11 protein-coding genes and 2 pseudogenes are annotated in these 12,738 nt (G+C 65.6%); 7 read left to right on the plus strand and 6 right to left on the minus strand.

Annotated features, from left to right (window positions below; all coding sequences use genetic code 11):
- Positions 1–142 precede the first annotated feature (142 nt).
- The 3 genes and pseudogenes from DPV74_RS32565 to DPV74_RS32575 form a co-directional block, all read right to left on the minus strand.
- Positions 143–1,732: pseudogene (locus tag DPV74_RS32565) on the minus strand (peptidase domain-containing ABC transporter); the annotation flags it as partial.
- A gap of 11 nt (positions 1,733–1,743) precedes the next feature.
- Positions 1,744–3,015: an HlyD family secretion protein gene (locus DPV74_RS32570; protein ID WP_059697765.1), complete on the minus strand. Its 1,272-nt coding sequence runs from the start codon at positions 3,013–3,015 to the stop codon at positions 1,744–1,746.
- A gap of 179 nt (positions 3,016–3,194) precedes the next feature.
- Positions 3,195–3,437: a hypothetical protein gene (locus tag DPV74_RS32575; RefSeq protein ID WP_059522764.1), complete on the minus strand. Its 243-nt coding sequence runs from the start codon at positions 3,435–3,437 to the stop codon at positions 3,195–3,197.
- 698 nt (positions 3,438–4,135) lie between these two features.
- On the opposite strand from DPV74_RS32575, the pseudogene DPV74_RS32580 reads away from it, so the two are divergent.
- A pseudogene (locus DPV74_RS32580) lies at positions 4,136–4,366 on the plus strand (transposase); the annotation flags it as partial.
- Between the two features lie 717 nt (positions 4,367–5,083).
- On the opposite strand, the gene DPV74_RS32585 reads toward DPV74_RS32580, so the two are convergent.
- On the minus strand, positions 5,084–6,058 hold the full coding sequence (locus DPV74_RS32585; RefSeq protein ID WP_027791628.1) for a nitronate monooxygenase family protein: 975 nt from the start codon (positions 6,056–6,058) through the stop codon (positions 5,084–5,086).
- Positions 6,059–6,394: 336 nt separating this feature from the next.
- Here DPV74_RS32585 and DPV74_RS32590 point away from each other — a divergent pair, with 336 nt between their 5' ends.
- The 5 genes from DPV74_RS32590 (at position 6,395) to pal (ending at position 10,507) form a co-directional block, all read left to right on the plus strand.
- Positions 6,395–7,387: a GlxA family transcriptional regulator gene (locus DPV74_RS32590; RefSeq protein ID WP_027791629.1), complete on the plus strand. Its 993-nt coding sequence runs from the start codon at positions 6,395–6,397 to the stop codon at positions 7,385–7,387.
- Between the two features lie 12 nt (positions 7,388–7,399).
- Positions 7,400–7,531: a hypothetical protein gene (locus DPV74_RS32595; protein ID WP_374702455.1), complete on the plus strand. Its 132-nt coding sequence runs from the start codon at positions 7,400–7,402 to the stop codon at positions 7,529–7,531.
- A 40-nt stretch (positions 7,532–7,571) separates the two neighbouring features.
- Complete coding sequence (locus DPV74_RS32600; protein ID WP_119338679.1) at positions 7,572–8,150, plus strand: hypothetical protein; 579 nt, start codon at positions 7,572–7,574, stop codon at positions 8,148–8,150.
- Positions 8,151–8,429: 279 nt separating this feature from the next.
- A complete protein-coding gene (locus DPV74_RS32605) occupies positions 8,430–9,626 on the plus strand; it encodes a porin (protein ID WP_059697263.1) in 1,197 nt (398 codons plus the stop codon).
- 389 nt (positions 9,627–10,015) lie between these two features.
- Positions 10,016–10,507, plus strand: coding sequence for a peptidoglycan-associated lipoprotein Pal (gene pal / locus DPV74_RS32610; protein WP_027791632.1), 492 nt, complete (start codon positions 10,016–10,018; stop codon positions 10,505–10,507).
- A 142-nt stretch (positions 10,508–10,649) separates the two neighbouring features.
- Here pal and DPV74_RS32615 read toward each other — a convergent pair whose 3' ends face one another.
- Positions 10,650–11,114, minus strand: a complete 465-nt coding sequence (locus DPV74_RS32615; protein WP_060195696.1) for a hypothetical protein — start codon at positions 11,112–11,114, stop codon at positions 10,650–10,652.
- 202 nt (positions 11,115–11,316) lie between these two features.
- On the opposite strand from DPV74_RS32615, the gene DPV74_RS32620 reads away from it, so the two are divergent.
- A complete protein-coding gene (locus DPV74_RS32620; protein ID WP_162923198.1) occupies positions 11,317–11,481 on the plus strand; it encodes a hypothetical protein in 165 nt (54 codons plus the stop codon).
- 89 nt (positions 11,482–11,570) lie between these two features.
- Here DPV74_RS32620 and DPV74_RS32625 read toward each other — a convergent pair.
- Positions 11,571–12,738, minus strand: a 1,168-nt coding sequence (locus tag DPV74_RS32625; protein WP_119338680.1) for a cytochrome c, incomplete at its 5' end; no start/stop codon positions are given.

The raw sequence follows: 12,738 nt of genomic DNA on the forward strand, positions 1-12,738 counted from the left end.
TCACCGGCTCGTCCCGGCTCTCGACCTCGCGCAAGATCCGGATGATCTGCTCGTCGGTAAATCGCTTCTTCATCGAGTTCTCCTTGCCTCTAGGATAAAAGAGAACTCACTTGCCAGATGGCTACAAGAAACGTCTCAGGTCAGTCGTCTTCCCGCAACCGGACTGCCCGACGATCGCGACCGATTCGCCGGCCGCGATCGTCGCATTGACGCCGTCCAGCACCAGCGGCTCGCCGTCCGCGTAGCGGAACGACAGCCCGTCGATCTCGATGCTCGGGTCGAGCGAGTCCGCTTCGCCCGGCACGCTGCGCAGGCTCGCATCGGGTTCCGCTTCCGCGAACACGATGTCGGCCAGCCGCTCGCCCTGCAACTGCAGCATCCTGACCTCGAAATACTTGTCGATCAGGCTGCCGACCCGGCTGTCGAACTGACTCTTGTATGCGTTGAACGCCATCAGCACGCCGACCGTGAACTGGCCGTCCATCACCATCCGCGCGCCGAGCCAGATGACCAGCACGTTCTCGATGCCGAACAGCAGCCCGTTGAGCTGCTGATAGAAAATCTGCAGCTTCTGCACGTGCAGGCTCGCATTGACCTGCTCGACCAGCAGCGTGATCCAGCTCGCGCGCCGCTCCGTCTGGCGGTTGAACAGCTTGATCGTCTTCACGCCGCGCACCGTCTCGAGGAAATGGCTCTGCTGCTTGGCGGCGTGCACGATCTGATCCTCCGTCGCGCGCCGCAACGGGCCGTACCACATCCATCGGACGAGCGCGTACAACGCCATCGTCGCCAGCGCGACGAGGCCGAGCGTGCGGCTGTATACGAACATCATCGCCAGCGTGACGAGCGTCATCAGTCCGTCGATCACCGCACCGAGAAACGACGTGGTCAGCGTCTGCTGGATCGTGTCGATCGAGCCGAAACGCGACACAACGTCACCGAGATGGCGGCGTTCGTAATAGCGCACCGGCAGGCTCAGCAGATGCGTGAACACGTTCGCGCGCCACTGGATGTTGAGCGTGACGCCGACATACATCAGCGCCCACGCGCGAATCGCGCCGGTCGCCTGCTGCATCATCAGCAGCAGGCCGAAGCCGAGCGCGAGCACCGTCAGCAGGTCGCGATCGGCGCTGACGATCACTTCGTCGATCACCCATTGCAGGAAGAACGGCTGCACGAGCATGAAGACCTCGAGCGCGATCGCCAGCACCAGGATCTGCGCGAGCGAACGCGACAACCCCGACACCGGGCCCAGCAGTTCACGCAGCCTGACCGCCGGCCGCGCCGCGCGCGGCGCGAAGCCGGCGTTCGGCCACAGCTCCAGCGCGACGCCGGTGAACCCGCGCGAGACGTCGGCGAGCGACACCTTGCGAATGCCGTGCGACGGATCGTGGATCGTCGCGGTCTTGCCGTTCACTGCCTCCAGCACGACGAAGTGGTTGAAATTCCAGTGCAGCAGGCACGGCAGGCGCAACTGGCCGAGCTGCGCCATGTCGAGCTTCAACGCACGTGTGCCGAGCGACAGGCGCTGCGCGATCTCGATCACGCGCCCGAGGCCCGCGCCCTTCAGCGAGACCGGAAACTGTGTGCGCAGCGTCGCGAGATCCACGTGATGGCCGTGATAGCCGGCAATCATCGCGAGGCACGCGATGCCGCATTCGGCCGCTTCGGTCTGCAGGACCATCGGCAGCTTGCGGCCGAGGCCGAACGAGAGTCGATCGAGTAATCGCATGCGTGCGCCCGTCAGAGTTTGCCGGTCAGGCTGTAAAGCGGCTCGAGCACCCATTCGTACAAGCGCCGGCGTTCCTGCAGGATGTCCGCCTGCAACGTCATGCCGGCCTGCAACGGTTGCTGCGCGCCGTACGCGGTGACGTGCTGCGCGTCGAGCGCGACGATCACGCGGTAGAAGGTCGCGTCGCGCCCCTCTCCCGGCGTCGCCGCCGGGCCACCGTCGTTCGCGAGTTCGGCCGCCGACAGCGCCGTGCGCGCGATCGACACGACCGTGGCCCCGTACTGGCCGAATTTCTGATAGGGAAACGCCTGATAGCGGACCAGCACCGGCTCGCCGACCCGCACGAAGCCGATCGCCGTGCTCGGCACGAACAGGTGCGCCTGCCAGCGCGCGCCGCCCGGCACGACACTCGCGAGCGGCCGCGACGTATCGACCGACTGGCCGACGTCGGCGATCGCGGCCGTGACGATGCCCGCCTCCGGCGCGGTGACGACGATCCGGCGCTTCGCCTCGCTTTCGATCAGGTTCTGGTCGACGTCGATCACGTTTCGGTCGATCTGCGCGAGCTGGTTCTGCTGCTTGAAGCCGAGCCCCGACAGTTCGTTGCTCGCCTCGGTGAGCGACTGGAGCGTCGATGCGCGGTCGCGCAGCAACCCGTTCAGCTTCGACTGCTGGTCGAGCAGGTCGGCCTCGCGCTGCTGCGCCTGGTCCTTCGAGATGTAATCCTGCGCGAGCAGGCCGCGATAGCGCGTTGCGCCGTCGGCCGCGATCGAGGTACGCAACCGCTGGGCCGCGAGCTGGTCGTCGATTTGCGCGAGCGTGCCCTTCAGGTTCCCGATCTTCGCGCGCAGCGTGTCGCGCTCGTCCTGCTGCAGGCTGCGGGTCTTGTCCATTTCCGCGAGCAGTGACGCCTTGCGCTGCCGCGCCTGCGCGATCAATGCGGCCTGCGTCGCGCCTTGCGCGGCGCTTTGCAAGTCGGTCGATACCGTATAGAGCGTCTGTCCGCGCGTCACGCGCTGCCCTTCCTTCACGTCGCGCTCGACGACGATGCCAGGCTGCAATGCATAGACCTTGACCAGCCCCGCATCCGGCATCACCACGCCGGAGACCGTCGTGCGCCGCGTATACGTACCGAACGCGAAGAACAGCACCACGCAGGTGGCCATGACCATCGCGACGACCGTCAGCAGCGTCATGGACAGCGGGTGCACCAGCACGATGTCGCCCAGCACCCGCATGCGCCGAGCCTGTGCCGCTTCAGAACGAAAGAGACCGAACTCCATTTTCACCAACGTGTCGCCAAACAACATGTCGCCCAATATCGGTATCGGCGTCCATTCCGCTTCCACGCGTCGGAACAGGCAAAAGCGATCCGGTATACAAAGAAGACCCGTGCATACCGGATCGTCAGTTCCATCATCGGGAGACGCGGCGGCTACCGCGTCGCCTCAATGCAGGCAACTCAGTACTGCGGGCCGCCGAAAAGGCCGTCCAGCAGGTTCACCGCGGCGGTCGTGATCGTCTCGCCGATGTTGTATGCCTGCTTGACCGGTGCGGCGAAGATGCCGAACGTCAGCGCATTGCCGATGCTCTCCGCGGTGCTGCCGCCCCATTCGATGATGTTGCCCAACGCGGACGGGATGCCCGGGCCGCTGTAGTAGCCGCCGGAAACTTGTGCGATTTGCTGTTGATTCAGTTCTTGCATTGCATTTCTCCAGTTTCAAAATGCTAGATAATCCATCTAGCGGGGCATCGAACAACGCCGCAATTGCGGCGCAGATCAACACGTTAAATACATTTAAACTTTTAACGACTCGGCGCACCCATCGCTCAAGCAAAATCAAACCAATGCATTCAATCCTGCTCAAAAAGCGCATAAAACCCCGTCGACCGGGATGAATCGATCGACCTTTCTCCGTCGGCCATTCAGCGGCGATATGCGAGCAGACATCGCCTCGGCGGGCGTCCGACTGAAAGACGCCGGGCAATGGACGTGCAAGTGCTTCCGCGCATGGATGTCGCGGTGCCCGCATGCCACGGAGTACGAAATTTCAACGAGAACGACTGCCCGATCGAGCCGCGCCCGAGAATAATGGCGCGCTAAATGCCGTTTATCTAATCAGCTAAACGTCGTTGATTGGATGATCGACATCAGATTTCACCTCTGAGATTTTTACAGCGCCGAATCCGACGAACCAATGATCGGTCACTTTTCGGACTCCCTTTGTACGATACCGCACCATCGGGCAAACCCGATATTTTGAGGATATTTACTTATTTTTATTATCGATTCCAGGCTTGCATGCCGCGATTGAATGCCCCCAGTTGATTCTGGAAAGGTCATGTCTTCACGGTAGATCCGGGTCCCCTTGACTGGTCGGAGGTCGCCATCGCCTGACTCGGATGGATGCGCCGTCAGATGCCAAACGACGTCGTACGTTTTCACCGGAATTCAAACAGCAAGCCGCGTGTCTGGTGCTCGACCAGAGCTTTGGCCATATGGCGGCGAGTCGCTCGGGGGGCGTCGGCGAGACGGTACTGCGCCGCTGGGTGCGCCAGCTTCAAATGGAGCGTCAGGGCGTCACGCCGCAGGGCAAGGCAATCACGCCGGATCGGCAACGCATTCCGGAACTCGGGATCTGGACGCTATTGCGTGCGCGGGAGATGCCGTCCTCCGCTTACGCATTCGCCACGTCCCTGCTCTGGTTTCCGCATTTGATCTCCGGAGAACGAGAATCTGCACCACACCCGATCAGTTTGATTTGCGAGAAACCGGGCGCTGTCGACACCCGCGATCGCCACACCCGTTCACCCCGACGCATCAACCCAGATGTCACGTGTTACTCCCGCATCCCCTCCAGATCGCGGATCAACTCGCTCGCCGAGATTTCGTCGAGCGTCGACAGCGCATCGGGCTCGCGAATGCTGCCCCAGTTCGACGGCGAACCGGCCTGCAACGCGCCGAGCCCGGGAGAAACCGCATCGGGCTCACGTGGCGCAACGCGGTGGCGTCGGCCAGGCTGGAATCCGGATGATGTTTGGGGACGCTGCCGGAGGGGAAAGCGGAATCAGGCAACCCGGGTTACCCGATTCGACAACGGGAAGTCATTGAACACACGAGCACCCGGCCGTCGTGAAGTGATTCAGGTCACGACGGACATAGGTGCCCGAGCCCGGTCGCGCCGCGAGGCGACCGGAACCGACGACGCGACGGACTCTACATCGACACAGCGGCCACCAACCGCAGGCTTTCGGTCATCGCCGCGGTCCCCCGGTTGGCCCTCGTCGACCACATCCCGCACGAATCCTCGCCGGCATCGCGCCGGCGGCATCCCGTGTCGCCGATCCGGATCAAACCGCGATACGTGCGAGGCGGCTGCGGATGATCTCCGTCGCCTCGCTCACGATGCGCTCGACGAGTTCCTTCACGGTCGGGATATCGCGGATCAGGCCGACGACCAGCCCGCACGACCACGCGCCCGCATCGAGCGCGCCCTCCTTCATGATGCGCGGATACACGCCGGCGACTTCTTCAGCGATATCGTCGAACCGGATGCCGGCGCCGAGCCTGCTTTCCTTTTCGAGAATGCGATCGACCGCGGCATTGCGCAGCACGCGCTCGGTATTGCGCAACGGGCGCATGACCAGGCGCGTATCCAGTTCGGAGGCCGCGACCAGCGCCTGCTTCACGTTCTCGTGCACCGGCGCCTCGCGGGTGGCGACGAAGCGCGTTCCCATGTTGACGCCGTCCGCGCCGAGCGAAAGTGCCGCAACCAGCGACCGGCCGTCCGCCATGCCGCCGGAGGCCACGAACGGAATCCTGAGTTCCTCGGCGGCGCGTGGCAGCAGAATGAAGTTCGGAATGTCGTCCTCGCCCGGATGGCCGCCGCATTCGAATCCGTCGACGCTGACCGCATCGCAGCCGATGGACTCGGCCTTCAGCGCGTGGCGAATCGACGTGCACTTGTGGATCACCTTGATATCCGCTTCCTTGAGCGCGGCCAGGTAGGGCTGCGGGTTGTTGCCGGCCGTTTCGACCACCTTGACCCCGCCTTCGACGATGGCCCGGATATAGCCGGGATAGTCGGGGGACGTGACAGTCGGCAGGAACGTGAGGTTCACGCCGAACGGCTTGTCGGTCATTTCGCGGCAACGCCGGATTTCAGCGGCCAGATCGGCCGGCGAGCGCTGGGTCAGGCCGGTGATGATGCCGAGTCCGCCGGCGTTGGAGACTGCTGCGGCCAGCTCCGCGTACCCGACATGGTGCATGCCGCCCTGGATGATCGGATAGTCGATGCCGAAGAGTTCGGTGATCCTGGTTTTCATGATGTTTGCGGTTCAGGTTGAGACGAAAGCGCCTTCGCATGCAGGGCACGCTGCGGCCCCGACGCGCGTCACTGCGCGGCTGAATCGGCGGTGCGAAGCCGACGGAAATCCACGCTGCCGGGCAACAGAGGCGCCTGGCGATACCCCGGGGGGCGGCCCCATTTGCCTTCTCGCGGCCCGGACGGCACACGATGCCGCCTCCGCCGCGCTGCCGGCCGCATGGCGATCCTGTCGCTGCCCGCCAACCGGCGCCAGGTTGACACGACCAGTTTCCTCGCGGGCCGAACTGCCGTACATTGGCGAAACTGACACATCGAATGCGATATCCGACACATCATGCCCCGCGCTGCCATTCTTGCGTATGACGATTGCTACGCGTCCAGCCTGGGCGGGTTCGCCGACATCCTGCAGATCGCGAACGCGCACTGGCGGCGACAAAGGGGCGATGGCAATGCGCAGTTCGAATGGCGGTTCGTTTCTCCGACGGGGAAGCCGGTCATGGCGAGCAACGGCTTGCAACTGAACACGGAGCCGATCCGGCCGCGCGAGAAATTCGACCTGGTTTTCATTCCCAGTGCGCATTACGCAAGCGGCAAGGCCTTCGACCGGTTGCTGGCACGACAGTCGGCCGCATGCGACTGGCTGGTTTCGCAATGGAACGCGGGGGCCTACCTTGCGGCGAACTGCACCGGCACGTTCGTCCTGGCCAGAACCGGCCTCCTGGACGAACGGCCCGCGACGACCACTTGGTGGCTGGCCGATCAGTTCCGCAGCCGGTTTCCCCGCGTCGACCTTCAGCTGGAACCCGTCGTCACCGAAGCCGACCGCCTGATCTGTGCCGGGGCATCGGCGTCCTACCTGCTGCAGACCATCCATGTCATCGAGCGCTTCTGCGGGGCGGCCATCGCCGCGCAGTGCGCGAAGACGATGCTGATCGACGTCAGCCAGACGAAGCAGTTGCCGTATCTCCCGTTGCTGGCGGACAAGGAACACGCCGACTCGCTGGTTCACCGCGCGCAGTATTGGCTGCAGAAGCACATGACGAAGGACGTGAAGATGTCGGAAATGGCGCATGAGCTCGGCGTGAGCGAGCGCACGATCATCCGCCGATTCCGCGCGGCGCTGAATCAGCCGCCATTGCGGTATTTGCAGAACCTGCGCATCGAAGCCGCGCGCGGCTTGCTGGAGGCCGGCGATCTCAGCCTCGAGCGGATTACGGCCCAGGTGGGATACAGCGATACCAGCTCGTTCTGCCGACTGTTCAAGGACAAGGTCGGCCTCAGCCCCGGCGCATACCGCGATCGCTTTCGCCCCACGGGGGAATCGTAGGCAACCCGACGTGTGCGCCCCGGCAAGATTCGCGACCCGTTCGGTTACGATTGGCCGATCGGGCCCACGATCGAAGCGGTCGAGCCCGATGAAATGCAGCGGCGTCATGCGGCGCTGCTGCCCGGCGATCAGCAGACAACCTGAACGGTGCGCCGCGCGCCGATCGATCACCCCGACATTCGCGATGCACTATCACCCCGACGACATCTACCGGCTCTACCGGAGCGTGCCGACGCTGCAGATGAACCGCCCGGCTCCGGCCGAACGGTTCCTGGCCGCTGCTGTCGAGACCGGCGCCGAACTCGGCCATGTGCTGCGCGACTACCCGCAGGTCCGCTACCAGCCGCTCGACTTCCACTACCTGTGCCAGCAAAGCCTGTCCGTGCTGGACGACACGCTGCTGGCCGACCTCACGGCCGACATGAACGCTGGATGGCGCGGCGCGCACTGGGCCGCGCTGTTGATCGCGTTATCGGGCGATGCGCGCCATCTGCCGCACCTCGACGAAGTCAGGCGCCACCGCGGCGTCGAGTGGGCGGCCGAGCTTGCGAAAGCCGCGTGCGGCCCCGACGCCGGGTCGTCGGCATTCCGTGGCTGCCGGTCGATCGTGCGCCTGCGCGATCAGCTTGCCGGGTTGCCGCGCGTCGCGGTCCGCTTGCGGCCCTGGCTCTCACCGGAAGCACTCGAAGCCAGGGCGGTCGCCGTTCGTGCCGCGTATCGCAGCGGTGGCATCGAAATCGCGCTGCCGGTTGCCCGCCGCTAGGCTCCCCGTCGGCCATCGCCCGACGGACGATCACGCGATGGTCAACTGAATCACCCGACTTCCCGCCGAACCCTCGAACGCATCGCAAACCCGGCGACGGGTTTCCTGCCGAACCGCCCCCTCCCCGCCTTCGTCCCGCCGCGATTCCACGCGATTTCGCAGAGGACCTTTCCTGTGCAGCGCCTTAATCGACCGCCGCGCGATCTCCAATAATGGCCGCTCGATCCGCCGGCCACCGCGCCGGTAAATTGATAAAAAACTTCTTTGCATTCCTACAAGATGAATAAACACGCCAGCACGCGACTCGCGGGGACCGCCATTGCCACTTGCCTGACCGCCTTCGCGTCGGACGGCGCACACGCGCAGAGCAGCGTGACGCTGTACGGCCTGATCGACACGTCGATCACCTACGCGACCAACCAGCGCACGCACGGCGCCGGCTCGCCGGGCAGCGGCACCGTCGCGATGACGAGCGGCGCCCTGAACGCGTCGCGCTGGGGGTTGCGCGGCCGCGAGGATCTCGGCGGCGGGATGGCCGCGATCTTCGGGCTCGAGAACGGTTTCTCGGGCACCACCGGCGCGCTGTCGCAGAAAGGCGTCGACATGTTCGGCCGTCAGGCATGGGTCGGCGTGAGCTCGAAGACGGCCGGCGAGCTCACGTTCGGCCGCCAGTACGACCTGATCCTCGATTTCGTGACGCCGCTCGGCGCGTCCGGCCCCGGCTGGGGCGGCAACCTCGCGGTTCATCCGTACGACAACGACGATTCGAACCGCAACCTCCGCATCAACCAGGCGGTGAAGTACACGAGCCCGACGTATCGCGGGCTGAGGTTCGGCGCGATGTACGGCTTCTCAAACACGGCCGGCCAGTTCGCCAACAACGCGGCGTGGAGCGCGGGCGTGTCGTACGCGAACGGGCCGCTGAAGCTCGGCGCCGGCTACCTGAAGATCAGCCGCGACCGCAATGCGCCGAACCCGAACGGTGCGCTCAGCACGGTCGACGGCTCGGCGACGATCACGGGCGGCAACCAGCAGATCTGGGCCGCGGCCGGCCGTTATGCGTTCGGGCCGCATTCGGTCGGCGCCGCGTGGTCGCACTCGACCACCGACGGCGTGGCGGGCGTGCTCCAGGGCAGCGGCATCGCGCCGTTGAAGGGGGAATCGCTGGTGTTCGACAACTTCTCGGTCGACGGGCGCTTCGCCGTCACGCGTGCGTTGAGCCTCTCGGCCGCGTACACGTACACGATGGGCCGCTTCGACACGCGCACCGGCCAGACGCGGCCGAAATGGAACCAGGTCGTCGCGCAAGCCGACTATGCGCTGTCGAAGCGCACGGACGCGTATCTCGAGGGGGTCTACCAGAGCGTGAGCGGCGGCAACGGCAACCCCGCGTTCAACGCGACCGTCTGGACGCTCACGCCGTCGGCGAACAGCAACCAGGTCGTCGTCGCACTGGGGCTGCGGCACAAGTTCTGAAGACGAAGCACGGCGTCGCCACGCCGTCCGCGCAAGGCATGCGTTTCGGCACCGCTCGAGCGTCATGCCCCGAGCAGCAAAGGCCGTGCCCGTGCGCGGCCTTTGCGCAACGGCAGCGCGCCGCGTGACGGCACGAATGCCGCCCAGTCTGTCGCGCCGACGCAAAAAAATGCGGAGAAACTGGTCACGCTGTGACATTTTTCCTAATCTGTTTGCAGCGACGCCGAAATTTGGCGTTCCGGCCGCAACACTCTTTCATATGGCGCACCACCGGCTTACGAACACGATTCACGTCGTAGATGCCGGATCTTTCGCGCCGTTCGGCCGGATACGGGCGTGCCGATCGCACGCCCCACGCGTTCAATGCAGTCAACCGCTGGAGACGAACGATGAGCAAAACGAACCGATTTGCGGTCCTGACAACCGTCGTACTGCTGGCCGGTTGCCACCATGCGGCCAAGACACCCGAGAATGCCGGCATGGAGCCCGCGCCCTCGAGCGAAGCCGTCGCAACGGTGACGGCCGACGAGCTCAACAATCCGAACAGCCCGCTCGCGAAGCGCAGCATCTACTTCGATTTCGACCAGTACTCCGTCAAGCCCGAATACCAGTCGCTGCTGCAGGCACACGCCGACTACCTGCGCAGCCATCCGGCGCGGCACGTGCTGATCCAGGGCAACACCGACGAACGCGGCACGTCCGAATACAACCTCGCGCTCGGCCAACGCCGTTCGCAGGCCGTGCTGAGCGCGCTCGAAACGCTCGGCGTGCAAGCCACGCAACTCGAGGCGGTCAGCCTCGGCAAGGAAAAGCCGGTCGCGCTCGGCCACGACGAGGATTCGTGGGCACAGAACCGCCGCGCGGATCTCGTCTACCGTTGATCCCGGGCCGCCGTGACGGCGGCATTCGCTTCAGGAACGGCATGGCAGCCCGCTGGTCGCGCAAGCGGCCGCGCGGTGCCGCCCCTGCCCGCCGCATGCACGCGATCGACGCGAAGGCGACCGATCGCGCAACGCTTCGTGCTCAACGCCGGCGATCGAGCCGGCGATGCAGCCAGTGCGACATCACGGCCGACGTCACGATCGCATCGAGCGTGGCGATCGCGTCGATGTCGCTGAACTGGTCGATTTTCATCAGGTAATCCTCGAGTTCGACGAAACCGATCATCGCGCCGGCGCCGACGACCATCCCCAGCAGCACGAACCAGCGCCGCCGCAGCCGCGTGCCGATTGCGCCCATGATGCCGCCGGTCACGGCCGCCGGCAGGAAATAGCCGAACAGGAACGACGCGAAGAAGATCAGCGGAACCATGCCGGCGCTGACTTTCAGTTCCTCCCACGACGGGCCGTCGATCAACGACCACCCGACCAGCATCACGGCCGGCCAGACGAGCGATGCGACCAGCGGGCCGCCGACGGCAAACGACACGCAGCCGAGCACGGCGGGACGAAACGGACGCGACGACGGACGTTCAGCGGTGGCACTCATGTTTTTCGTGGTCGGAACCGGAATGGCGGCGTGCCGCAGTGTATCAACACGCCGTGCGACGACACCGATCCGCCCCCTCGCGTTCGACGATCCGCAAAAGGCATGGAATAAACGGCCCGCCCGAAACGTTTCTTCAGCGCGCAGACGCACGGTTCATGCGAACCGGCCTTTCCCGCGGCCTGCGCGTTGCAAGGAGGTGGAAATGAGATCCGCAACGTTGGTCGCGGCGCTGGTCGCGGCGCTGGTGCTCGTGCTGTCGGCAGGCTGTACGTCGGGTGGCGGCGCGCCGCAAGGGCCGGGCATGAGCCGGTACGGCGGCAGTGGCGCGGGAGGTACGGGCGGTGGCGGAGGAGGCAGCGGCTACTGAAGAACCGCCGCGAGCAGTCGGGCGACGCGTCGCGCACGAGCACCGGAAACCGGCCGAATCGCGCGCGACGCCCCGCCCGGCGGCACGACTTAACGCATGGCCTTCACGTCGGCCGGCGTGACGCTCGCGGGCTGGCCGCCCCACGTCGCACGCAGGTAGTTCGCGAGCTGCGCGAGTTCGTCGTCGCTCAGCGTGTGCGCGAAACCGGGCATCGGCTGCAGGTTCTCGAACCCGGCGAACTTCTGCTCGCCGATGCCGTCGAGCATCGCGACCAGCAGGTTGCGCGGGTCGCCCTGGCGCACCGTCGAATTGCCGTTCATCGGCACCGCCACGTGCGGCTTGCCTTCGCCGTTGAAGCCGTGACACCCCGCGCAGACCGCGAGATACACCGAGCGGCCGGCCGCGAGCTGCGCGGCGTCGGCTGACACCGGCTTCACCGGTTGCGGCGCGGGCGGCGTATCGCCCAGCAGGTACACGGACAGCGCACGCAGGTCGTCCTTCGTCATGTACTGCGTGCTCAGGTGCACGACCGGGTACATCTCGCCGAATGCCGAGCCTTGCGGCGCGATGCCGACGCCGAAGAACGTCTGCAGGTCGGCGCCCGTCCAGCCGCGCGCGGCAAGGCCGGCCGGCGTGATGTCGGGCGCGGCCACGCGGCCGAGCGCCGCGCCCGCGAACGGCTTCGCGCTGTCGAGCTGGCCCGTGAACGCGCGCGGCGTGTGGCATTCCGCGCAGTGGCCGAGCGCACCCGCCAGATAGCGGCCGCGCTGCCAGTCGGCAGACTGGCCGGTCGATGCATCGGGCAGGCTGTCCTTCAGGAACACCATGTCCCAGAAGACCATCCCGAAACGCAGGTTGTACGGGAACTTCAGCTCGTGCTCGCGGTTTTCCTGCGCGACCGGCCTGACGGTCTTCAGGTACGCGTACATCGCGTCGGAATCGGCACGCGTGAGCTGCCGGTACGACGTGTACGGCATCGACGGATACAGGCGCTTGCCCGGCGCCTTGCCGTCATGCAGCGCGGCGTAGAAATCGTCCGCGCTCCAGCTGCCGATCCCGTGATCCTTGTCCGGCGTGATGTTCGAGCCGTAGAACGTGCCGAACGGCGATTCGAGGGGCGCGCCGCCGGCGAACGGCGCGCCGTCCTTCGCGGTGTGGCAGGCCGCGCAGTCGGCGGCCTTGACGAGATAGCGGCCGCGCGCGACCGGGTCGGCACCGGGCGCGCCGGAAGCGGCGTTCGAGGCCGGTGCGTCGTGG

This window comes from Burkholderia sp. HAN2018, from assembly GCF_024704855.1.
Taxonomy (GTDB): Bacteria; Pseudomonadota; Gammaproteobacteria; order Burkholderiales; family Burkholderiaceae; genus Burkholderia; species Burkholderia cepacia.

Coding starts and splice junctions, on each gene's coding strand:
- DPV74_RS32570 (WP_059697765.1), bottom strand. CDS start 3,015: ATGGAGTTCGGTCTCTTTCGTTCTGAAGCGGCACAGGCTCGGCGCATG.
- DPV74_RS32575 (WP_059522764.1), bottom strand. CDS start 3,437: ATGCAAGAACTGAATCAACAGCAAATCGCACAAGTTTCCGGCGGCTAC.
- DPV74_RS32585 (WP_027791628.1), bottom strand. CDS start 6,058: ATGAAAACCAGGATCACCGAACTCTTCGGCATCGACTATCCGATCATC.
- DPV74_RS32590 (WP_027791629.1), top strand. CDS start 6,395: ATGCCCCGCGCTGCCATTCTTGCGTATGACGATTGCTACGCGTCCAGC.
- DPV74_RS32600 (WP_119338679.1), top strand. CDS start 7,572: ATGCACTATCACCCCGACGACATCTACCGGCTCTACCGGAGCGTGCCG.
- DPV74_RS32605 (WP_059697263.1), top strand. CDS start 8,430: ATGAATAAACACGCCAGCACGCGACTCGCGGGGACCGCCATTGCCACT.
- pal (WP_027791632.1), top strand. CDS start 10,016: ATGAGCAAAACGAACCGATTTGCGGTCCTGACAACCGTCGTACTGCTG.
- DPV74_RS32615 (WP_060195696.1), bottom strand. CDS start 11,114: ATGAGTGCCACCGCTGAACGTCCGTCGTCGCGTCCGTTTCGTCCCGCC.
- DPV74_RS32620 (WP_162923198.1), top strand. CDS start 11,317: ATGAGATCCGCAACGTTGGTCGCGGCGCTGGTCGCGGCGCTGGTGCTC.